The organism is Herminiimonas contaminans (assembly GCF_015645465.1).
Classification (GTDB): Bacteria; Pseudomonadota; Gammaproteobacteria; order Burkholderiales; family Burkholderiaceae_D; genus Oxalicibacterium; species Oxalicibacterium contaminans.
The window spans coordinates 28303-48564 of the sequence record NZ_JADOEL010000006.1 but is presented as its reverse complement, the minus strand read 5'-3'; the positions used below and the strand labels follow the sequence as shown (position 1 = coordinate 48564).

The 20262-nt window shown below is 53.7% G+C and carries 24 protein-coding genes; 9 read left to right on the top strand and 15 right to left on the bottom strand.

Annotated features, from left to right (window positions below; translation table 11 throughout):
• Nucleotides 1–75: 75 nt before the first annotated feature.
• The gene (locus tag IXC47_RS09400) at nt 76–549 is read left to right on the top strand and encodes an SRPBCC family protein (protein ID WP_195875450.1); all 474 of its coding nucleotides are present in this window, start codon (nt 76–78) and stop codon (nt 547–549) included.
• Nucleotides 550–622: 73 nt separating this feature from the next.
• Here IXC47_RS09400 and IXC47_RS09395 read toward each other — a convergent pair whose 3' ends face one another.
• From IXC47_RS09395 to IXC47_RS09330, 14 genes are all read right to left on the bottom strand, one after another.
• The gene (locus IXC47_RS09395) at nt 623–991 is read right to left on the bottom strand and encodes a BON domain-containing protein (RefSeq protein ID WP_195875449.1); all 369 of its coding nucleotides are present in this window, start codon (nt 989–991) and stop codon (nt 623–625) included.
• A 255-nt stretch (nt 992–1246) separates the two neighbouring features.
• The gene (locus IXC47_RS09390) at nt 1247–1864 is read right to left on the bottom strand and encodes a MarC family protein (RefSeq protein ID WP_195875448.1); all 618 of its coding nucleotides are present in this window, start codon (nt 1862–1864) and stop codon (nt 1247–1249) included.
• Between the two features lie 29 nt (nt 1865–1893).
• Nucleotides 1894–2814 (bottom strand): ectoine hydroxylase, encoded by a 921-nt coding sequence (gene thpD, locus IXC47_RS09385; RefSeq protein ID WP_230089480.1) that lies wholly within the window; start codon nt 2812–2814, stop codon nt 1894–1896.
• A 7-nt stretch (nt 2815–2821) separates the two neighbouring features.
• Nucleotides 2822–3262: an ectoine synthase gene (locus IXC47_RS09380; protein ID WP_175624491.1), complete on the bottom strand. Its 441-nt coding sequence runs from the start codon at nt 3260–3262 to the stop codon at nt 2822–2824.
• Nucleotides 3259–4554 (bottom strand): diaminobutyrate--2-oxoglutarate transaminase, encoded by a 1296-nt coding sequence (gene ectB / locus IXC47_RS09375; RefSeq protein WP_195875446.1) that lies wholly within the window; start codon nt 4552–4554, stop codon nt 3259–3261. The genes IXC47_RS09380 and ectB overlap by 4 nt, the downstream gene beginning before the upstream one ends.
• A gap of 47 nt (nt 4555–4601) precedes the next feature.
• On the bottom strand, nt 4602–5123 hold the full coding sequence (gene ectA / locus IXC47_RS09370) for a diaminobutyrate acetyltransferase (RefSeq protein WP_195875445.1): 522 nt from the start codon (nt 5121–5123) through the stop codon (nt 4602–4604).
• Between the two features lie 113 nt (nt 5124–5236).
• Nucleotides 5237–5707: a MarR family winged helix-turn-helix transcriptional regulator gene (locus IXC47_RS09365; protein ID WP_195875444.1), complete on the bottom strand. Its 471-nt coding sequence runs from the start codon at nt 5705–5707 to the stop codon at nt 5237–5239.
• A gap of 170 nt (nt 5708–5877) precedes the next feature.
• Nucleotides 5878–6336, bottom strand: a complete 459-nt coding sequence (locus IXC47_RS09360; protein ID WP_195875443.1) for a GNAT family N-acetyltransferase — start codon at nt 6334–6336, stop codon at nt 5878–5880.
• Nucleotides 6336–6740, bottom strand: a complete 405-nt coding sequence (locus IXC47_RS09355) for a lysozyme inhibitor LprI family protein (protein WP_195875442.1) — start codon at nt 6738–6740, stop codon at nt 6336–6338. Before IXC47_RS09355 ends, IXC47_RS09360 begins: the two co-directional genes overlap by 1 nt.
• Nucleotides 6737–6988, bottom strand: a complete 252-nt coding sequence (locus IXC47_RS09350) for a DUF2164 domain-containing protein (RefSeq protein ID WP_195875441.1) — start codon at nt 6986–6988, stop codon at nt 6737–6739. Before IXC47_RS09350 ends, IXC47_RS09355 begins: the two co-directional genes overlap by 4 nt.
• A 35-nt stretch (nt 6989–7023) precedes the next feature.
• Nucleotides 7024–9072 carry a primosomal protein N' gene (locus IXC47_RS09345; RefSeq protein ID WP_195875440.1) on the bottom strand — a complete coding sequence of 683 codons (2049 nt, stop codon included), beginning with the start codon at nt 9070–9072 and terminating at the stop codon, nt 7024–7026.
• 783 nt (nt 9073–9855) lie between these two features.
• Entirely contained in the window at nt 9856–10002 is a 147-nt protein-coding gene (locus IXC47_RS09340; protein ID WP_195875439.1) for a hypothetical protein, read from the bottom strand.
• A 244-nt stretch (nt 10003–10246) separates the two neighbouring features.
• Entirely contained in the window at nt 10247–11329 is a 1083-nt protein-coding gene (gene hemE, locus IXC47_RS09335; RefSeq protein ID WP_195875438.1) for a uroporphyrinogen decarboxylase, read from the bottom strand.
• Nucleotides 11330–11429: 100 nt separating this feature from the next.
• The gene (locus tag IXC47_RS09330) at nt 11430–11939 is read right to left on the bottom strand and encodes a hypothetical protein (protein WP_195875437.1); all 510 of its coding nucleotides are present in this window, start codon (nt 11937–11939) and stop codon (nt 11430–11432) included.
• Between the two features lie 104 nt (nt 11940–12043).
• Between IXC47_RS09330 and glpD the strand changes: the two genes are divergently transcribed.
• The 3 genes from glpD (at nt 12044) to IXC47_RS09315 (ending at nt 14854) form a co-directional block, all read left to right on the top strand.
• On the top strand, nt 12044–13585 hold the full coding sequence (gene glpD / locus IXC47_RS09325) for a glycerol-3-phosphate dehydrogenase (protein WP_195875436.1): 1542 nt from the start codon (nt 12044–12046) through the stop codon (nt 13583–13585).
• A 173-nt stretch (nt 13586–13758) separates the two neighbouring features.
• Entirely contained in the window at nt 13759–14343 is a 585-nt protein-coding gene (locus IXC47_RS09320) for an HD-GYP domain-containing protein (protein ID WP_195875435.1), read from the top strand.
• A gap of 175 nt (nt 14344–14518) precedes the next feature.
• Complete coding sequence (locus IXC47_RS09315) at nt 14519–14854, top strand: YegP family protein (protein WP_195875434.1); 336 nt, start codon at nt 14519–14521, stop codon at nt 14852–14854.
• A gap of 91 nt (nt 14855–14945) precedes the next feature.
• On the opposite strand, the gene IXC47_RS09310 is transcribed toward IXC47_RS09315, so the two are convergent.
• Complete coding sequence (locus tag IXC47_RS09310; RefSeq protein ID WP_195875433.1) at nt 14946–15398, bottom strand: Hsp20 family protein; 453 nt, start codon at nt 15396–15398, stop codon at nt 14946–14948.
• A gap of 317 nt (nt 15399–15715) precedes the next feature.
• Here IXC47_RS09310 and IXC47_RS09305 point away from each other — a divergent pair, with 317 nt between their 5' ends.
• The 5 genes from IXC47_RS09305 to IXC47_RS09285 all read left to right on the top strand — a co-directional run bounded on the left by IXC47_RS09305 (nt 15716) and on the right by IXC47_RS09285 (nt 20259).
• On the top strand, nt 15716–16354 hold the full coding sequence (locus IXC47_RS09305) for a PepSY-associated TM helix domain-containing protein (RefSeq protein ID WP_195875432.1): 639 nt from the start codon (nt 15716–15718) through the stop codon (nt 16352–16354).
• 39 nt (nt 16355–16393) lie between these two features.
• Nucleotides 16394–16906 (top strand): DUF2271 domain-containing protein, encoded by a 513-nt coding sequence (locus IXC47_RS09300; protein ID WP_195875431.1) that lies wholly within the window; start codon nt 16394–16396, stop codon nt 16904–16906.
• Nucleotides 16907–16923: 17 nt separating this feature from the next.
• The gene (locus IXC47_RS09295; RefSeq protein WP_195875430.1) at nt 16924–17775 is read left to right on the top strand and encodes a DUF4198 domain-containing protein; all 852 of its coding nucleotides are present in this window, start codon (nt 16924–16926) and stop codon (nt 17773–17775) included.
• 79 nt (nt 17776–17854) lie between these two features.
• On the top strand, nt 17855–18892 hold the full coding sequence (locus IXC47_RS09290) for an FAD:protein FMN transferase (RefSeq protein ID WP_195875429.1): 1038 nt from the start codon (nt 17855–17857) through the stop codon (nt 18890–18892).
• Nucleotides 18889–20259: a sulfite reductase subunit alpha gene (locus IXC47_RS09285; protein ID WP_195875428.1), complete on the top strand. Its 1371-nt coding sequence runs from the start codon at nt 18889–18891 to the stop codon at nt 20257–20259. The genes IXC47_RS09290 and IXC47_RS09285 overlap by 4 nt, the downstream gene beginning before the upstream one ends.
• The last annotated feature ends 3 nt before the right edge of the window (nt 20260–20262 follow it).

The following is a 20262-nucleotide window of genomic DNA, read 5'->3' as shown; positions in this document are numbered from 1 at the left end:
GTTTGGCGATCGTGCGACACACAGTACAATACAAACACAGCACCATGTCTTACACACTATACGAAACCATTAGTTATGCAATTCCAGCACCTGGTAGAAATCAACGACCCACTTAACCCACTGATCGATACGCTAACGCGCGATCAACTGTGGCGCGGCCTGGTCATGCGTGCAGAATCGCCCAAGCTCTTCATCCCATGGCTGGATGAATGCAAGCTCTTGTCGCGCAGCGAAGAGGTGATCGCGCGCACGCTGCGCTACGGTGAGTTGCTGGTGCATGACCGCGTCAACCTGACGCCACTGCAACAGGTGCACTATGACGTGCCGGCACAGAAAGACATTCCGGCATCCAGCCTGCTGATTACGATAGAAGAACCGAGCCCGGGTGCCTTGTTTGTGCGCTTTGCGTACGACACCGGTACCAGCGATGATGATATGGACGCGTTCTACAATGAATTCCGTCGGTCCGCTTACCAGGAAGCCGATATCGATACGATACGCATCATCCGCCAGCTGGCAGAAGAAGGCCGGCTGAATTTGCCGGTCTGAACACCGGCAACCTTAGCGACAAACAATAAAAAACGCCGGGCATGCCCGGCGTTTTTGTTTTTATGCGTAACAATCAATCAGGTACTTTGATCGAGTTTTTAACTGATTTGACGCCGGTAGCTTTCTTCGCTGTTTCACCTGCCAGATATTGCTGCCAGTCGTTTTTCACTGTGCCGGACAGGGTAACTGCGCCGTCTGTCGTGGCAGCCACTGCAATTTTGCTGCCTTTCAGCTGAGCTTCTTTAGCCAGCGATGCTTCCACTGCTTTTTGCAACGCCGGGCTAGGGGCGGCTGCAGGTGCCGCAGCGGCTGGTGCTGCAGCTGCAGGAGCGGGTGCCGCCGCAGGTTTTGCATCTGTTTTTGTATCTGTTGCAGTAGACGCGCAACCAGCCAGGAATGCCGAAACAAATGCCAATGCGACAGCGCGTTGTACGTATTTCATAGTGTCTCCTCTATGTTTTCTTTGATTTGGTTTTTGGTGCTGCTCTATGTTGAAAGCTAAGCTGCTCTCGGCTTGAGTATAGGCACAGCCCTTGTGAAAAAGGTAAGCTGCGGCACATTTTTTTTGAGCAGAATTGACCTTGGACAGCCCGCCGCCATGCTTTATGTCGTTTGCCTGCAACAGCACGCTGACATTGCAGATCATCCGCATACCGCAGCACCAACCCAGCCGATATTGCGATGCAGCATAGTTGCGCTATTCAGCCATAAAGCCGGTGCTTTGCAGCCCTGTCAGTATCATGTCTATTGCGATGGTACCTATCAGCAGCGCTGACATACGTCCGACCAGATCAATATAACGATCCGTCATCGCCGCGTGACGCTCCTTCAGCTTGTCATGCGCAACCTTCATCGCCACCAAAATGCTGACGGTCAGAATCAGGGTACCGACGATGACGACTGCAGCGCCAGCCAGCGGCAAGCGTGTGCCGATCACGACCGCGGCACTGACGGTACCCGGACCTATCATGATAGGCATGGCAATACTGCCCGCCATCGCAGTGGGATTGTCGCGCAGGCTTTCAATCGCTGCCGCACCCGAAAACACATAACGCAAACCGATCAGCAAAAAGACGATACCGCCGAAGATCTGAAAGGAAGCGAAGCGTACTTGCAAGTAATCGCGGAAGAACGCTTCGCCGCCCCAGGCAAACAGCACAAAGACGCAGGCGCTGATCATGCTGCCGCGCACCAGCACCCGCGCAAAAGTCGGCGTCGGCAAACCCCTGATCAAGTCGAGCAAGTAAATACTCATCAGGAAGGGGTTGAACAAGGCAAAGAACAGCGCAAAAGAACGCAGGTAAGCTTCTTCCATAGGTCTTTTCGTGATGCCAGCTATGCCACTTAGGCGATCTGCAGGGCTTCTGGTTTGAGTTCAGTGATACCTTCACGCGCCGCCACAAATTCCGGGCGCGGCGTCAGGCCACCTTTCGGCTCGTCGAGCTGATTGGCGATGCTGTTATAGACGAAGAAGACATTGCTGCGCGGATAAGGTGTGATGTTGCCATTCGAACCGTGCATGGTATTGCAGTCGAAGAAGACCACCGAACCTGCCTTGCCTGCGCACGAAGTAATCCCGCCCATATCGGCCAGATAGCGCAACAAGATAGGATCAGGCACGCCGACTTCCTGCTTCTTCAGGGACTTCTTATAGTTCTCATCCGGTGTCTCGCCCATGCAGGATACATAGTGATGGTGCGAACCCGGTATCAGCATCAGCGGGCCATTGCATTCGCTGTTATCTGTCAACAGGATGGAACAACTCAGCGCACGCATCGCTGGCATGCCATCTTCGCTATGCCAGGTTTCAAAATCCGAATGCCAGTAAAACTCTTTACCGGTAAAACCCGGCTTGTAGTTGATGCGCGACTGATGGATATACACTTCGCTGCCCAGTATTTCACGCGCCACATTCAACACGCGCGGATCACGCACCAGGTTGGCGAAGATGTCATTCAGGCGATGCACGTTAAAGATGGAACGCACTTCGCCACTGCCCGGTTCTGCTATGACTTCCTTGCGTCCGGCATTGGTGAACTCTTCGCGCATGCCCTGCATCGCATCGAACAGAAAATCCACTTCGTCGGAATTGAATAATTCCGGCATCAGCAGGAAACCATTCTTTTCATACGATGCGCGCTGCGCTGCATCGAGTGCCGCCTTGCGTTTGTTTTCAACTTCGTACACCACCGGATCCTGACGCGCCAGGATGCCGGCATTGTTTTGCGTACGTGTGGGGTAAGCATCTTGCGATAGCATGATCATCTTCTCCTCAACTTTCTGCTGTGACTTTTTCAGTTTTGGCGGCAGCGATATTGCTGACCGGCTCTTCTGGGACTAATTGATAGACGCCGTTTTCATCATGCGTCTCGGTTCCCGCCAGCGGCGGATTGAAAGTACAGATCAAGTGCAGATCTGTTTCCGCACGCAGCCAGTGTTCATCATTTTTATTCAGCGCATACAAGGTGCCTGGTTCGATGCGGAAGGTTTCACCCGAAGGAATTAGTTCGACCGAGCCGACGCCTTCAACGCAGTACACGCCTTCCAGGTGATGCTGGTACCAGATATGCGTTTGCGTACCGGCATAGATGACGGTGTGATGCATGGAGAAACCCATACCATCTTCACGCAAGAGCAGTCGGCGGCTGGCCCAGGTCTTCGCTTTTACATCACGGCTGGTGTCGAGTATGTCTTTCAGTCTGCGTACGATCATGCGGTCACCTCTTTATTCGATTCGACGTTGTCTTTGACTTTTTCATCGACGGCTTCGGCCACCGCATGCTCAAGGATGTCGAGACCAGCCAGCAGGGTTTCCTGTTCGATCGTGAGCGGCATCAGCAATTTGACCACTTCATCTTCACCACCCGAAGTTTCGATAATCAAACCGTTCTGGAAGGCGATGCTGGTAATGCGATCGGCCAGCGCCGGATCGGTACAGGCAATCCCTTGCATCATGCCGCGTCCGCGACGTGTAAGTTTTGCATCCGGGTAGCTGTCGACCAGCTTGTCGAGGAAGGCTTCGATGACCAGCGCTTTCTTTTGGATCGCCATCTGGAAGCGGTTATCTCCCCAGTAGTGTTGCAAGGCTGCGGTCGCTGTCACGAAAGCCAGATTGTTGCCGCGGAAAGTGCCGTTGTGCTGACCCGGCTTCCAGACATCCAGCTGCGGTTTCATCAGTAGGACTGCCATCGGCAAGCCAAAACCGGACAAGGATTTCGACAGCGTGATGATGTCTGGTTTGATACCAGCCGGCTCAAAACTGAAGAAGGTGCCGGTACGACCACAACCAGCCTGGATATCATCGACGATGAGCAGGATTTCATGGCGCTGGCACAGTTGTTCCAGCTTCTTCAGCCAGTTCAGGCCCGCCACATTCAAACCGCCTTCGCCTTGTACACATTCAACGATGATGGCCGCAGGCAAATCGACACCGCTGCTTGGATCAACAATGAGTTTGTCCAGCATCGCAATGGTGTCGATGTTCATGCCGAAGTAGCCAGAGTATGGCGCGCGATGCACGTCATTCAGCGATACACCAGCGGCATCGCGGAATTTGCGGTTACCGGTCAGCGCGAGCGAACCCAGCGACACACCGTGGAAACCGTTAGTGAAGGAAATCACCATCTGGCGACCCGTCACATTACGCGCCAGCTTGATCGCGGCTTCTACTGCATTGGTACCGGTAGGACCGGTGAACTGCACCTTGTACTGCATCTTGCGTGGCAGCAGCACGTGGCTCTCGAAGGTTTGCAGGAAGGTTTTTTTGGCGCTGGTCGCCATGTCGAGACCGTGCACGATGCCGTCTTCTGACAGGTAATCGATGACGGCCTGCTTCATGATCGGATTGTTGTGACCATAGTTCAGCGTGCCTGCGCCCGCCAGAAAGTCGATGTAGCTACGACCACCTTCGTCGGTCAGTACTGCGTTTTGCGCTTTCGCGAAAACGGTAGGGAATGAGCGGATGTAGCCGCGAACTTCTGATTCAAGTCGATTGAATATACGCATCTAGTTTCTCCTGATGGTGGATGAGTGAAATGGTCGGCGCAACGCAGTCAAGCCGCGCGCAAACCCGGACGAAGTTGATACAGCCATTCTTCTTCGTGCTGGCCCGCGCCAAATTCGCTGGCGGCCAGATAAGGCTCTGCCTGTATGTCGACCTTGTTGCGTCGCGCATAGCTTTCGAATAATTTGCGTGAGCCGATATTGCTAGGGCTGATGGTGGTTTCTATTTTTTGAAACCGGTAGGTAGCGGCACAACGTGCTACCAGTTGATCGAGCATGCGGGAGGCAATTTGATGACCCTGCATGTCTGGTGCAACTGCGACCTGCCAAATAAACAGCGTGTCTGGCTTGGCGGGTGGAATGTAGGCGGTGATGGCACCAACCAGTTGACCTTCTGCTTCTGCCACGACGCATGTCGCGGCATGGTGTTCGCACAGCAGAAGATAGGCGTAGCGGGAGTTCAGGTCCAGAGGCGGACAACGCGCTATCAAATCATGCAGCGCTGCTCCATCCTTACGTTCGGGCGGGCGCAACACGATGTAATCTGCTGCGCTGGCTACTTGCGTGTTCATGCTTTCTCCTTTTCCGAGAAAAGCGATCCCCACAGCCGGTTAAGGCCATAGTTACACTCGTCAGTTAAGGGAGATCAGGTTTGCGCGCGGTACTCGCGGTAGCGAGTTATCCGTTACACAGGTTCGGCAGGTATTTTGGCTTCGAGCAAAGAGGCAAATTGTTCCAGCGTGACGATCAGGGCCTGACGGTCAGTTTCGGGTAATGAGCCTAACAGGCTGTCGAAACCGTTTGGCAATGCCGACGGTGCGTTGGCCAAGACCTGTTGGCCTGCCTCGGTCACGGCGACAAATACATTGCGGCGATCACGCGTATCGCGCTCTCGCAACACCAAACCCTTTTCTTCAAGTCGGTCCACGATGCCAACCACGGTACTAGGGCTGAGTTGAATGGCGCGCCCGATAGATCTGAGCGTACTCGGTCCTAGTTCTGCAATTGCAAGAAGTGCCACGAGTTGTGGCGATGTGATGTTATGAGTGACTGCCAGGCGCTTGGAATGGTGCTCCACGCACTGCGCTATGCGACGTACGCTTTGCAAGATGCGTATCGAATCATTGACGGTAACAAGTTTGGCGATGTCATTCATGACCGCGAGTGTAGCGACACTTTTTCATTCTGTCGCGCAGCATCACGATAACCTCACATTTTCCTGTTTTTGATATCCCGGTTGCTTGATTAACAAGCCGTCATCTTACCCATCAGATCGATTCATGTCAAATCATTCGTATACGAACAATATTGATAAGAATCATTATTTCATCTCAGCATTTCTATGTGCGGGATACCGTCTTCCATATAAATTCCGGAAACCGGGAGAAAACCGAAACTGCCGTAATAGGCTTGCAAGTGCTCCTGTGCCGAGATCCGGATGGCGCAATGCGGGAACAATAATTCGGCGCGGCGTATGCCTTCTGCCAATAGTAGTTTGCCGAGCCCGGCACCACGCGCCGACCGCACTGTGAGCACCCGGCCCAGCGAGGCTTCGGCATATTTCTCACCCGGCGCGAAGCAGCGCAGATACGCCAGCAACTGGCGCTGGCCCTCTACCTCGCCCCAACCCAGCAAGTGGTAGGCACGCGGGTCGGCGCCGTCGATGTCCGGATACAGGCATTGCTGCTCCAGTACGAATACGTCCTGTCGCACACGCAATACTTCATACCAGCTGGCACCGTCCAGTTGCCCGAACTCTGCCCATTGCCATTCCAGCTTCGTCATTACTTGCCGCAGCCTTCCATGCCGCAAGCCTGCAATTTCAAGTCTTCACTGCGCTGCACGGTATGACGTTCGAGGCAGGAGAAGTGCAGCAAAGGCCAGATCGAACCAGATTCTTCCCGCAGGCCGTTATTGGCCAGGCAATCCTTGTCGCGGAAGCTGATCCATGCGCGCTGCGCATCCCGCAAGCGCTGCTTGCCGGTCGCATCCTGTTGCGCCATCAGCTGCTTGTATTGCTGGTTGAGTTTCTGGTCGGCAGTGGCATAGCGATGGCTGGCGCACATATTCATGGTCAGCTGGTTTTTGTCGCAATCTTTCAGGGCTTCCTGCAGCAGCGCCTGATCCTGCGCCCATGCCGCACCACCGACGAGCAACAACAAACCCGCGAGTAAATGATGTGTTTTCATTTCTTGCTCCAGTATCCGAATTCAGCCTCGTAACAAGTCACGTCCAGTTCCGCCACTTTATCCTGCATCGCCGACTGCGCGTCAACGATCGCCTGATTGTAGATGCAAGGGCCGAGTTCGCGTACGCAGTAATCGAGCAGCAACTTGGCTTTAAGGTCGCCTATGCTTTCATCCATATTGACGTCGAAGTAGCGACGTATGGAAGCAATCAGGCGTTCTTCGGTTTCTGCACTGAGTTTGATCGTCATGCTGGCCTTTGCTTCAGGATAGGAGTACTGCGTAATTAGATATCGACCGGATCGACTTCCAGTGACCAGCGCACGCGTGTTTTCATCTGGCGCAAGGTAGCGATCCAGACTTTGAGGAAGGCTTGCAAAGCCGGACGCGATGTACATTCGACCAGTAATTGCGCCCTATCGACATTGGCGACACGTGTCATCGTCATTGGTATTGGATCATTCATGGTGATACCGGGATAATCGACACAGGCAATCGCCTCATGCAGGAAATCCAGCGCAATCTTGATTTCCTTCGCTTCGGCACGCAGCAAGGCCTGGTAGATGAAAGGCGGGAAGTTCGCCTGCTGGCGCTCTTCCAGCAACTCGGTCGCGAAGGTATCGTAATCGTGACTCCGCACTGCGGCATACAAAGGATGCTGTGGGTAACGTGTCTGTATCAGGACTTCACTCGCACTACCGCCCTCCTTCTGCGCGGCACGACCAGCGCGACCGGCGACCTGCATCAATTGCGCAAACAAACGCTCACTAGCGCGGTAATCATGTGAAAACAGCGCCGTGTCCGGATTCAGCACGCCGACCAACGTCAGGTTCTGGAAGTCATGGCCCTTGGCCACCATCTGCGTACCGATCAGGATATCGACTTCACCCCGGTGCACGGTATCAAATGCTTCCTGCGCACTCCCCTTGCGTCGCGTTGAATCCGCATCTATGCGCATGATGCGGGCTTCCGGGAATATTTGTTGCAGGCTTTCTTCCACTCGCTGGGTGCCACGTCCCAATGGTTGCAGATCGACGTTGCCGCAAGTCGGACAGGATTTGGGGATGCGTTGTTCAAAGCCGCAATGATGGCAGCGCAAGCGCTTATCCAATTTATGCAGCACCAGGAATGCGCTGCAACGCGTACAGTTGCTAATCCAGCCGCAGGAATCACAGGCGATCACCGGCGCGTAACCACGCCGGTTCAGGAACAGCAGTGATTGCTCACCACGCTCCATCCGCAACTTCAGCGCTGCGATCAGCGTCGCGCTGACACCTTCTATCATTTGCTCACGCGGCGCTTTCCGTTCCAGGTCGATCAGCCCGACCTTGGGCAAGACCGCGTCCTTAACTGCGCGCTCACGCAACTCCAGTTTGCGATAACGGCCGGATTGCGCGTGATGCCAGGTTTCCAATGATGGCGTGGCAGAACCCAGCACGATGGGAATACTCAACTGATGCGCGCGCCAGACTGCCAAGTCGCGTGCCGAATAGCGCAAACCTTCCTGCTGCTTATAAGAAGGATCATGTTCTTCATCGACGATGATCAATTTCAGATGCGGCAGCGAAGACAAAATGGCGAGGCGGGTGCCTAATATAATGCGCGCCTGGCCCAAGTGCGCGGCCAGCCAGTGCGTCATGCGCTCGCCTTCCGCCAGCCCGCTATGCAAGGTCGCGATCATAACGCCGGGGAAACGTGCCCGTACATTGGCTTCGAGTTGCGGCGTTAAATTGATTTCAGGTACCAGGATCAAGATTTGTGCGGGATTGTCATCTTCCTTGCTATGCGCCAGGATTTGCGCCGCTGCCTGTAAATAGACTTCGGTCTTGCCGCTGCCAGTCACGCCATACAACAATGTCGGCGCGAAGCCGCTGGCGGTCGCAATGGTATCTGCTGCCGCCTGCTGTGCCTGGTTGAGCTGCGGCATCGCAAACGGCGTGGCGTCATGAATCGCATCGACCTTGGCCAGCTTCTTGATCGCTTTGTCCAGCGAGGTGGTTTTAAGCAAACGCAGGTTTTTCGGCAAGCCCGGAATCGCAACCTCGCCCAGAGGCCGTTGATAGTAATCCGCGGCAAACTCGCATAATGCGATCCACTCTGCCGAAAGAGGCGCCAATTGCGCGCGCACGGCAATTGCCGACTTGAGCTTATCCAGCGGCACATCGGTCTCGTCATGCACCGCCACGATCAAACCCATGACTTCGCGACGGCCAAAAGGTACCAGCACCAACTGCCCTCGCAGCGGTCGCGGCGCACCTGGCTCCAGGCTCCACAGATAGTCGAAGCAAAAATCGAGGGGCGTGTCGAGGGCGACTTTAAGGATGCAGTGTTCCACGGAGTTAATGTGTTACCTGAGAAAATGACCTAACTACCGGTTTCATAAGCGCTTTTTTAACTATCCACAGCTGCTGTGGATAACTTTGTGGATAAGGACCTCTTGACAGGCGGGGAGGCCAGCACTGATGCGGCTTCCAATAGATTGCCCAAAACCGAAGCACAAATAAAGTCAAATAAAATCAACGACTTACAAATAGATGTTTTTTGCTATGAATAAAACTTCTAAATAAATGTTATTGCTATGCACAAGTATATTTTTGTGTATAAGTTTGCTTCGGCCATACCTCAACACCCTTTTTCCTGTCAATTTTTTCGTGCTGCGTACCAATTATGTACGCCTTGGATATTAGCGCCGAGGCATAAGCAACGGGTTGGCAAAAAGCGGCATTTAAGATGTCGGATTTTATTGCATCTGCACAGGAAGCTCACACTCAACTTGAGATTATTCTGTAACTCGCGGTTTCATAAACGATTTTCCAAAGTATCCACAAGCCTGTGGATAACTTTGTGAATAAATCACCCTCGCCACATCCGGCTTGCTCAACTTACCTGGCTGCCCGTCATCAAGCCTGGTTTTGCCAAGAAACTAATTCCTTTTAAATCAACAACATACAAAAATCTTGCCCCGGGAGCGGAAAAAGCCAAATAGCAGCTATTCTCGATACCGAATTGCACCATTTTGTGAATAAGCTAGGAAACTTCTTGCTGGCAAATCACAAGAAACAACCATACGCAGTTGCTTTGCACTGCCTGGAGGCAATATTTGCCATCATGCAATTTTTTACTGGTGAAGTCCAAGTCGCCATCCAACTTCATGTGAAATATCAACAAGTGCGCTAAGCCCCCGTTTCTTAAGCTCTTTTTTATCTATCCACAAATCCTGTGGATAACTTTGTGGATAAGCGGCTTGGATGGCGGGAAACGCCATGTTTCATGCGGGTTTCAATAAAATGCTAAAACAAAAAGCAAAATATTTATTCAATAAAATCAAACACTTATAGAAATCGATTTGTTACGAAATGTTAATGAGGAGTCAAATCGACAAAATAGCGGTCAATCGCACATTCTGTGCATAAGCTGAATTGATTCGCGCCAAAACCGGGCATTTTTAGCGTCAGTTTCGGTGCTATAGCCGTTAATTAGCGCTGCGACCTGCCGACATGCCCCACGGCTTACTTATGCAAGGGCCGACTAAACTCATGGACGGCCTCGACCAGTACTGAAACCGCTTCTGGCGGTGTGAACTGCGAAATACCATGGCCGAGGTTAAACACGTGACCGGAACCGGCGCTGTGTTTGCCGAACGATTCCAATACCTTGGCCACTTCGCTGCGTATCTGATCCGGCTGCGCAAACAGGATGCTCGGATCCAGATTGCCTTGCAGGGCCACACGATCACCGACCTTGGCACGTGCCGCGCCAAGATTGACGGTCCAGTCGAGACCGACTGCATCGGCACCTACCGCGGCGATTTCTTTGAGCCACAGGCCACCGCCCTTGGTAAAGACGATGCTCGGGATACGCACACCGTCTTTTTCTGTTTTGACATGCTTCATTACTTCACGCATGTAATGCAGCGAGAATTGCTGGTAGGCGCCATCAGCCAGCGCACCGCCCCAGGTATCAAACATCATCACCGCCTGTGCACCAGCGTCGATCTGGGCATTCAGGTAAGCCGCCACCGTCAGCGCATTGGTTTGCAGGATGTGGTGCATCAGGTCCGGACGGTTGTACAGCATCGCCTTGACGGTCCGGAAGTCGTCCGAGCCACCACCCTCAACCATATAGCAGGCCAGCGTCCACGGGCTGCCGGTAAAGCCGATCAGCGGCACGCGTCCTTTCAATTCCGTACGGATCTGCGTAACCGCGTCAAATACGTATTGCAAGGAGCTCAGCTCCGGCACTTTGAGCGCTTGCACCGCCTTTTCATCGCGCAAAGGACGCTCGAACTTCGGCCCCTCGCCTTCGATGAAGTACAAACCCAGACCCATCGCGTCCGGCACTGTCAGAATGTCCGAAAACAGGATGGCCGCATCCAGGTCGTAGCGATCCAGCGGCTGCAGCGTCACTTCTGTCGCGAAATCCGGATTCTTCGCCAATCCAAGGAAAGATCCGGCGCGTGCACGGGTAGCACGATACTCAGGCAAGTAACGACCAGCCTGGCGCATCAGCCACAAAGGTGTGTATTCGGTGGGTTGGCGCAACAATGCGCGCAGGAAGGTGTCGTTCTGGAGCGGAGCAAATTGTGTAGGCATCAGACTTGTCATCACGGCATTAATTGAGCCGCTATTATCCCCTAAAGAATGCATGGTCGGACCTTCGATGCCACTCGGGCAGCAAATTCAAAGCCCGGTTCTATTTCTTGTGCCCTATATGCACCACCTTATCCGCGCGCTCCTGTTCTGCAAGCGCACGTATATAGTCAGCGAAATCCTCATCCTCACCACGCAGCAACTGCGGCAAGAGATAGTAAAAATCCTCGCGGCGGCACCATTCACGCATGTAATCATCCCACGAATGCCAGCGCCGCAAGGCAACGCCACGCATATTCGGCACATACGAAACGATATATGCCCGCTCAAATAGTGCGATCAGCATTTCATAGATGATGAGCGTACGTTCCTTTTGGTCAGCGCTCAGGTCGCTGCGTGAGGTCGCACTACGCAAGCGCAGATCCGGATTATCCAGCACGATCTTGAGGAAGTCGTTATAGGCATCCTGCAGCAACTGATATGCCTCCTCGTCCTCAGCGTCACGTTCCTTGCGCTGCTCGAACAGGAAAATAAAAATCGCAAACGGCAGCGCCAGCGTCGTCACTACATAGCTAGCGACTTCCCAAAATCCAAGATCGAGTAGAAAACTCATAGCGTTACAGGAGAGAACATAGTGAATGCAGTGTACCGCGAGTGCGATACAACGCGACGATCAGCGCTTACAATAGTTACACGGCATATTCAGGCGGAGCATTGATGCAGCAACCTCTACATTGCGACATCCTCATCGTGGGCGGCGGCATCAATGGCGCAGGCATTGCCCGTGATGCAGCCGGGCGCGGACTCTCCGTCGTATTGTGCGAGAAGGACGATCTGGCCTCCCATACTTCTTCCGCCTCCACCAAACTAATACACGGCGGCCTGCGTTACCTCGAGAATTATGAATTCAGCCTGGTACGCAAAGCGCTGATAGAACGCGAGATCCTGCTGCGCTCCGCACCGCACATCATGCATCCTTTACGCTTCGTCATGCCGCACGATAAGGGACAGCGCCCGGCCTGGATGATACGTGCCGGCTTATTCCTGTATGACCATTTGGCCAAACGCGAGCTACTACCCGGTTCGCGCGGCATCAATTTGCGTACGCATACCGCCGGCAGTCCGTTAAAGGAGGAGTTCAGCAAGGGCTTCGTCTATTCGGATGGCTGGGTGAACGATGCACGCCTGGTCATATTGAATGCAATCGCGGCCGCAGAACAAGGCGCGCGCATACTGACACGTACCGCTTGCGTCGCCGTCACGCGGCATGCAGACAAATGGCAAGCGACCTTGCGTAACAGGGATAACGAAGAAATCCAGGTGGAGGCAAAGCTGCTGATCAATGCCGCCGGTCCCTGGGCCGCCAGCTTCCTGCATGACACCGTACATGGCCGCAGTGGCAAAAAGCTACGCCTGATCAAAGGCAGCCACATCGTCGTCAGGAAATTATTCGACCATCCCTATGCCTACATCTTCCAGCATCCGGATGGCCGTATCGTGTTTGCGATTCCATATGAACAAGATTTTACGTTGATAGGCACTACCGATATCGACTATCACGGCGACACCGATCGCGTCAGCATAGACGCCAGCGAGATCAGCTATCTGTGCGAACTGTCCAATCACTACTTCAGGCAAGCCATCAGTCCGTCCGATGTCGTATGGTCGTACTCCGGCGTGCGTCCGCTGGTGGAAGACGTCGGCGATGACGACAATGAAAAAGCATCAGCGGTGACACGTGATTACAAACTCGCGCTCGATACCGATGCTGCGCCCGTGCTCACCATCTTCGGCGGCAAGATCACCACCTTTCGCAAACTGGCGGAAGAAGCGGTCGACCTCATCGCTCCCATGTTCGACAACCGGCATGGCGCATGGACTGCAAAGGCCATCCTGCCGGGTGGCAACATCTACGGTGCGCGGACAAACAACAAGGCGGTACTGGAATTCGACGAGTATGTACACGAACTACAGCAAGAGTATGCGTGGCTGCCAGCCGCACTGGTTGAGCGCTACGCCCGCGCTTACGGTACGCGTATAAAACTATTGCTGGAAAACAGGGCCAACATTGCAGACATGGGAGAAGAAATCGCCTCGGGTTTGTATGCTGCCGAGGTCGAATACCTGAAGCAATACGAATGGGCGACCAGCACCGAAGACATACTCTGGCGTCGTACCAAACTGGGATTACACCTGGCCCACGGCAGCGAATCACGCCGCAAGCTGCATCATTGGTTAGATGAACTGACTAAACAATAAAGTCCGTTAGCAAAATTATATCGAGCTTGGGCAAATGGCTCATTTTTAGACATGTTGCCGTATGGCAGTTAAAATCTCAGCCTGCCGATACTCCACAAGATGATTGCGCCTGTCGTACACCATGCCAATAAGGTATGCGTGTGTATTTAAATACTGCCAGAAAGAGCCTGCATATGAGCACCACGTCCCCTGAACTACAGTTAGAGAAGATTTCCAGGTTCATAGGAGGAATCATGCGTGGCCGCGATCCTGACCTCGCGGATCACCTGCAAAGGCTGGATGCGCAAGCTGCACAGTTTGGCCGCCAGATCGGCCTGTCCGAGCAAGAGGCGACGCTACTAGGCATAGGTGCCGGCATCCACGACATCGGCAAACTGTGTATCAATGAGCATGTACTGAATAAGCCATCACGCCTGACCTCTGCCGAGTTCTTTTTTATCAAGCAACATCCGATGGCGGGTTATCAGCTGTTAGCACCGCTGGAATTGGATAAACGCATCACAGACTGCGTCTTGCATCATCACGAAAACTTCGACGGCAGCGGTTATCCGCATGGCCTCGCCGGCGAAAATATTCCTCTGTTTGCACGTGTCGTCAGGATTTGGGACTCCTACGACGCCATCACGATGAACCGACCGTATCACAAGGGGCGCTCGTCATCGGAAGCCCTGGCCATGTTACAAAAGGACAAGGCGTTTTACGATCCGGCGCTGCTCGGCTCTTTTAGCGAGATGATGCGCACGGCGCCGTCCATGTAATTCACTCCCTGCGCGTTGCAGCCATCCGTGCTGCACCGTGTCATGTCATTTTTTCTTTGCTGCTTATAATGAAGTCGGGTTTTCCAGTATTTTCCCGGCAGCACTGAACTGCCACTTTATTTCTGAAACTCATTGCGCAAAAGTATCTGCGGAGTGCCTTCTGAAGGAGTGAAAAATGACAGGATGGTTTGAACTCGATTACAGCAGCAATGGCCGGTATCGTTTTACCCTCAAGGCCAGCAATGCAGAGACCATTTTAAGCAGCGAGACTTACACCAGCAAAGATGCGGCAGAGCACGGCATTGCATCCGTACAAAAAAATGCGCCCTTGAACGAGCGCTATGAGAAGGAAACCTCGATGAATGGCCGGCCCTACTTCAACCTGAAGGCAGGCAATCATCAGATCATAGGGACCAGCCAGATGTACGCCAGTGAGCAAGCGCGGGATGCCGGCATCGCCTCGGTCCAGGCTCATGGCGCTTCCGGCACTATCAAAGACCGAACCGCCTGAATATACAAAAAGCGGCGGAGTTTGCATTACGCACTCCGCCGCTCCCAGCGCTTCAGCCGTCACCTAGTCCATGACGACCTCGGCGTCATGCTTACGCTGCTTTCAACGTTTGCACATTGTCTGCTGCTGCGTCGATAGCAATCTTGCGCGGCTTCAGGGCTTCCGGTATTTCACGCGCCAGCTCGATATTCAACAGCCCGTTGTCCAGCTTGGCACCGACCACGTACACATGGTCAGCTAGCTGGAAGCTATGCTCGAAGTTGCGCGAGGCGATGCCACGGTGCAGGAAATTGCGCGTACCTTCTTCACGCGCTTTGCGACCAGTAATTTTGAGCGTATCGCGCTCGCTTTCAATTTCTATCTCGGAGCGATCAAAACCGGCTACTGCCATCGTGATGCGGTATTTGTTTTCGCTTACCAACTCTATGTTGTATGGCGGATAGCTTGGTTGTGCTTCACCACGCTGTGCTTCGTCAAATAGCTGGGCCAGACGATCAAAGCCGATAGCGGAGCGATAAAGTGGGGAAAAGTCGTATGGACGCATGGTTATATCCTTTTAAAGTTAAGCGATATGGTTAATGCGGACCTCAATTGAGCATCCGCTGAGTCGGATATAAGTGCGACAAAACGAGTTTCAAGATCTTGAAAAATACCTGTTGTGCCCCTATGGCAACGCAGATTTTTATTCATTTTTATCCGCTCTCGCCTAGCCGCGGCCAGACAAGTTCTGAAAAGCTGCAACTTCAAACTTCTTTACATGAAAAACCTTGCATTTGGGTACCGGATCGACGAAAATCCAAATGAGAATAATTGCTATTTACATGCAATCGCATCACCCAATGATATGAAAATGAATATGTAATGGAAGCACGACCGAATAATCCGCAACGTGCTTACTGGCTAAAGACCCTGCATCAATGGCACTGGATCAGTTCGGCACTGTGTTTATTAGGCATGCTGCTATTCAGCGTGACCGGCATTACGCTCAACCATTCATCGCAAATCGAAGCAAAACCACAAGTCTCTACCCAGGAATTGCAACTGCCCGCAGCACTGCAGGCGCAGTTGGTCAAATCCGAGGCAAGCGCGTCAGACAAGCAAGGCAGCGCGCTATCGCCGGAGTTGCAGGGCTGGATGAAAGAACGTTTATCGGTAGATGTCAGCGGACGTGACATCGAATGGTCGCCGGAAGAGGTGTATATCGCGCTGCCGCGTCCGGGCGGCGATGCCTGGGTAAGGATAGATCGCAGCAGCGGCACGGTTGAATATGAGGCGACCAATCGCGGCTGGATTTCTTATCTGAATGATTTGCACAAGGGTCGCAATACCGGTGTGGCCTGGAGTTGGTTCATCGACATTTTCGCGGCGGCCTGCCTGATTTTTTCGATTACCGGTTTATTCATCCTCAAGATGCACGCGACCAATCGCCCGAGCACCTGGCCTATTGTCGGCCTCGGCGTATTGATTCCGTTCTTGCTGGCGATTTTGTTTATTCATTAATCCACTCACCGCTACCACTAGCGATAACTACGGGGTTTTATGCGCATTTCTTATTCCTTCATGTTGGGTGCTGCACTCACCACTCCGGCCTTTGCTGCCGACCTGAACGTCAAAGTCGAGATCCCTCGCCTGACCGTTGCCGAATACCACAAGCCTTACGTCGCCTTCTGGATCGAAGGTGCAGATCAGGCGTTCGTACGCAACCTGGCCGTCTGGTATGACCTGAAAATGAAAAATAACGAAGGCACCAAATGGCTGAAAGACATGCGCCAATGGTGGCGCAAGAGCGGCCGTGATTTGCAAATGCCGGTAGATGGCCTGAGCGGCGCGACGCGCGCACCTGGTGAGCAAACCCTGAGCTTCAATGGCGCCAAGTCCGGCCTGGACAAACTGCCTGCAGGTGAATACTCACTCGTTGTAGAAGCAGCGCGCGAAGTCGGTGGCCGTGAATTAATCCGCGTGCCGTTCCAGTGGCCGCCTAAATCCCTGCAAACCGCGCAAGCCAAAGGCGAGCATGAACTCGGTGCCGTTTCCATCGAATTAAAACCATAAGACCCAAGGACATTCCCATGAAAAAAACTTCGTTGTGGCGCGTTGCAGCGCTGGCCGTTTCCCTCTCCGTCGCCCTGCCTATGGCAGCAAATGCGCATCGTGCCTGGATGTTGCCATCAGCCACGGTATTGTCCGGTAACGAACCTTGGGTCACCGTGGACGCGGCCGTGTCGAATGACTTGTTCTACTTTGAACATAACCCACTGCGTCTGGATGGCCTGGCGGTCATCGCCCCTGACGGCAGCGCTGCCGCGGTAGAAAACAAAAGCACAGGCAAGTATCGCAGCACCTTCGACGTCAAGCTGGCACAAAAAGGCACCTACAAGCTGACCATGGTCAATGACGGTTTGAGCGCCAGCTACAAGGTCGGGACAGAAAACAAACGTTGGCGTGGTAGCGCTGAGACCTTCGCCAAAGAAGTCCCAGCCGATGCCAAAGACCTCAACGTAAGCCGTAACCAAAGCCGCATGGAAGTATTCGTCAGCTCCGGCAAACCATCGGATACCGTACTGAAACCAACTGGCGCCGGCCTGGAACTGGTTCCTATCACGCATCCTAACGATCTGTTCGCTGGTGACACCAGCAACTTCCGCTTCCTGCTCGACGGTAAACCAGCTGCAGACATTGAAGTCACTGTCATTCCTGGCGGCATACGCTATCGCGATCAACTCGGTGAGATCAAAGTCAAAACCGACAAGGACGGCAAATTCAGCGTCAAGTGGCCAAGCGCAGGCATGTACTGGATGAGCGCCAACAACGGTAGCCCGCAAATGGGCACTGGCAGCAACGCGCAAAAAGCTGTGGGCACGCTGGCCAAACCGATTCGTCGCGTCAGCTACACCGCAACACTGGAAGTATTGCAGCCGTAATTACCTGCCTTGCTATGCGCCCGTTGCCTGTAACAGGTAACGGGCGTTTTAGTTTAATGGCTACACATCGCCAACACCCATGCGACGCACACTAGTCCCGCTGATAGAAAATCCTCCAGAATCACCTGCTCTCGGCAGCGTCGTGCACACCCTGCACGGCCAGACGATGGGGACCAGCTGGTCCGTCAAACTGGTGGCAGCAGTCACCCGCCGCTTGTCGCCACTACGCGCAGCGATACAAACCCAACTCGATACCGTCGTAGCCCAGATGAGCACCTGGGAGCCGGCATCGAACCTAAGTATCTACAATCAATCCGCAGCAGGCTCATGGCATACGCTGCCCGAAGAATTTTTCACGGTATTGCAATATGCATTGCAAGTAGCCAGTGCCAGCAATGGTGCTTATGATCCGACCACAGGTGCCCTGGTCAATGCCTGGGGCTTTGGTCCCGACAAACGCTACAACGAAGCTGGCTTCATCCCCCCCACTGCGCAAACACTCACCAACGCGCGCGCGCAATGCGGGTGGCAACGTATCGCCATCGACCCTGCTACCAGGCGTGTGCAACAACCCGGCGGTATCTATATAGACCTATCCGCCATTGCCAAGGGTTATGGCGTGGATCAGGTCGCGCGCGAACTGCTGCGCCTGGGCATAGACAGTTTCCTGGTCGAAGTCGGTGGTGAGCTGCGTGGTGCAGGCGTCAAGCCAGACGGACAACCATGGTGGGTTGCTCTCGAACATCCATTACCGGATGCACTGGCATCTGCGGCATCCAATACAGTCGTCGGTATAGAAACCATAGCAGCCCTGTATGACTGGTCGGCCGCGACTTCTGGCGACTATCGACGCTATTTCGAAGATGATGCGACACGCTATTCACACACCATCGATCCTCGCAACGGCGAGCCGATCCGACATGGACTGGCATCCGTTACCGTACTACACGCCGACTGCATGGCAGCTGATGCATGGTCGACCGCACTCAACGTCATGGGCGCAGAACAGGGGCTGGCTTACGCCAACAAGCATGATCTCGCCGCTCTGTTTATCAATCGCAGCAAAGATGGATTTGAAGAACATCTAAGCGCATCACTACTGGCTTTACTCCAATGAACTGGAGCGACACTACCCGCCTAATCGTCGCGACAATACTGGTGGTCGCCTACCTTGCACTATGCGGTGGCATTTATCTTTCCGAACGGCGCAAACGACGACAAGCCCTGCGCGACGCTGCTGCTCTACGCCCTGCTGCTGACGGTGCGCAACCCTGGTTAATCGGCTATGCCAGCCAGACAGGCTCTGCTGAGCAACTCGCATGGCAAACCGCGCGCATGTTGCATACCGCAGGTGTGCCAACACGCGTTACAGCGCTCTCAGACATCAGCATCGACGATTTAATGCAAAGCGAACGTGCATTGTTTGTCGTCAGTACTTATGGTGAAGGCGATCCGCCGGACAATGCTTCTTTGTTTGCCACCAAATTGATGAACGCCAAACAAGCGCTGTCGCACCTGCATTTCGGTGTACTCATGCTGGGAGATAGTCACTACGCACATTTCTGCGGCTTCGGACACACCTTAACCAGTTGGTTACGCAAGAGCGGCGCGCAAGCATTGTTCGAGAGTATCGCCGCAGACAATGGCAATACCAAAGCGCTACACACCTGGCAGCATCATCTGAGCCATCTGGCCGGCACCGCCGATACTCCGGACTGGCAAGCACCTTCATACCAGCAATGGCGACTGGCAGCTCGCCAATGCCTCAATCCCGACAGCGCGGGTGCTCCTACCTTCCATCTGGAACTGGAAGCCATCACCGATGAAGCAATATGGGAAGCTGGTGACCTGGTACAAGTGCTGGCACCTGCTGATCAGGAACGACCACGCGAATACTCGGTTGCATCTATACCTGCCGATGGCCGAGTACATCTGCTGGTACGACAAGAACGTCGCGAAGACGGGACGCTGGGCATCGCATCCGGCTGGCTCACCGAACAGGCATTGGTCGGAGCAACGATAGATCTACGCCTGCGCCCGCACAGCAACTTCCGCCTCGGTGACAACCAGCATAGACCGCTCATCCTCATCGGTAACGGTACCGGTCTCGCCGGTTTGCGTAGCCATCTGAAAGCACGCGCTGCAAATGGCATGCAAAGAAATTGGCTGGTCTTTGGTGAGCGCAATGCGGCGAACGACTTTTACTATCGTGATGAAATCATGGCCTGGCAAAATCAGGGCGTGCTGGAACGTGCTGATATCGTTTTTTCTCGTGACCAGGAACAACGCATATATGTACAAGACAAGCTGCGTGAGCAAGCGGAACAAGTACGCAGCTGGTTAGCTGCGGATGCCGCAATCTATGTATGCGGCAGCCTGGAAGGCATGGCGGGCGGAGTGGAAGCAGCCCTGACCGACATCATCGGCAGTACAGGTGTCGAACAACTGATAGAGCAAGGTCGTTATCGGCGTGATGTGTATTAAGCG

Excerpts from the sequence above, each read along its gene's own strand:
- IXC47_RS09400 (WP_195875450.1), top strand. The coding sequence starts at position 76 with ATGCAATTCCAGCACCTGGTAGAAATCAACGACCCACTTAACCCACTG.
- IXC47_RS09395 (WP_195875449.1), bottom strand. The coding sequence starts at position 991 with ATGAAATACGTACAACGCGCTGTCGCATTGGCATTTGTTTCGGCATTC.
- IXC47_RS09390 (WP_195875448.1), bottom strand. The coding sequence starts at position 1,864 with ATGGAAGAAGCTTACCTGCGTTCTTTTGCGCTGTTCTTTGCCTTGTTC.
- thpD (WP_230089480.1), bottom strand. The coding sequence starts at position 2,814 with ATGATCATGCTATCGCAAGATGCTTACCCCACACGTACGCAAAACAAT.
- IXC47_RS09380 (WP_175624491.1), bottom strand. The coding sequence starts at position 3,262 with ATGATCGTACGCAGACTGAAAGACATACTCGACACCAGCCGTGATGTA.
- ectB (WP_195875446.1), bottom strand. The coding sequence starts at position 4,554 with ATGCGTATATTCAATCGACTTGAATCAGAAGTTCGCGGCTACATCCGC.
- ectA (WP_195875445.1), bottom strand. The coding sequence starts at position 5,123 with ATGAACACGCAAGTAGCCAGCGCAGCAGATTACATCGTGTTGCGCCCG.
- IXC47_RS09365 (WP_195875444.1), bottom strand. The coding sequence starts at position 5,707 with ATGAATGACATCGCCAAACTTGTTACCGTCAATGATTCGATACGCATC.
- IXC47_RS09360 (WP_195875443.1), bottom strand. The coding sequence starts at position 6,336 with ATGACGAAGCTGGAATGGCAATGGGCAGAGTTCGGGCAACTGGACGGT.
- IXC47_RS09355 (WP_195875442.1), bottom strand. The coding sequence starts at position 6,740 with ATGAAAACACATCATTTACTCGCGGGTTTGTTGTTGCTCGTCGGTGGT.
- IXC47_RS09350 (WP_195875441.1), bottom strand. The coding sequence starts at position 6,988 with ATGACGATCAAACTCAGTGCAGAAACCGAAGAACGCCTGATTGCTTCC.
- IXC47_RS09340 (WP_195875439.1), bottom strand. The coding sequence starts at position 10,002 with ATGGCGTTTCCCGCCATCCAAGCCGCTTATCCACAAAGTTATCCACAG.
- hemE (WP_195875438.1), bottom strand. The coding sequence starts at position 11,329 with ATGCCTACACAATTTGCTCCGCTCCAGAACGACACCTTCCTGCGCGCA.
- IXC47_RS09330 (WP_195875437.1), bottom strand. The coding sequence starts at position 11,939 with ATGAGTTTTCTACTCGATCTTGGATTTTGGGAAGTCGCTAGCTATGTA.
- glpD (WP_195875436.1), top strand. The coding sequence starts at position 12,044 with ATGCAGCAACCTCTACATTGCGACATCCTCATCGTGGGCGGCGGCATC.
- IXC47_RS09320 (WP_195875435.1), top strand. The coding sequence starts at position 13,759 with ATGAGCACCACGTCCCCTGAACTACAGTTAGAGAAGATTTCCAGGTTC.
- IXC47_RS09315 (WP_195875434.1), top strand. The coding sequence starts at position 14,519 with ATGACAGGATGGTTTGAACTCGATTACAGCAGCAATGGCCGGTATCGT.
- IXC47_RS09310 (WP_195875433.1), bottom strand. The coding sequence starts at position 15,398 with ATGCGTCCATACGACTTTTCCCCACTTTATCGCTCCGCTATCGGCTTT.
- IXC47_RS09305 (WP_195875432.1), top strand. The coding sequence starts at position 15,716 with ATGGAAGCACGACCGAATAATCCGCAACGTGCTTACTGGCTAAAGACC.
- IXC47_RS09300 (WP_195875431.1), top strand. The coding sequence starts at position 16,394 with ATGCGCATTTCTTATTCCTTCATGTTGGGTGCTGCACTCACCACTCCG.
- IXC47_RS09295 (WP_195875430.1), top strand. The coding sequence starts at position 16,924 with ATGAAAAAAACTTCGTTGTGGCGCGTTGCAGCGCTGGCCGTTTCCCTC.
- IXC47_RS09290 (WP_195875429.1), top strand. The coding sequence starts at position 17,855 with ATGCGACGCACACTAGTCCCGCTGATAGAAAATCCTCCAGAATCACCT.
- IXC47_RS09285 (WP_195875428.1), top strand. The coding sequence starts at position 18,889 with ATGAACTGGAGCGACACTACCCGCCTAATCGTCGCGACAATACTGGTG.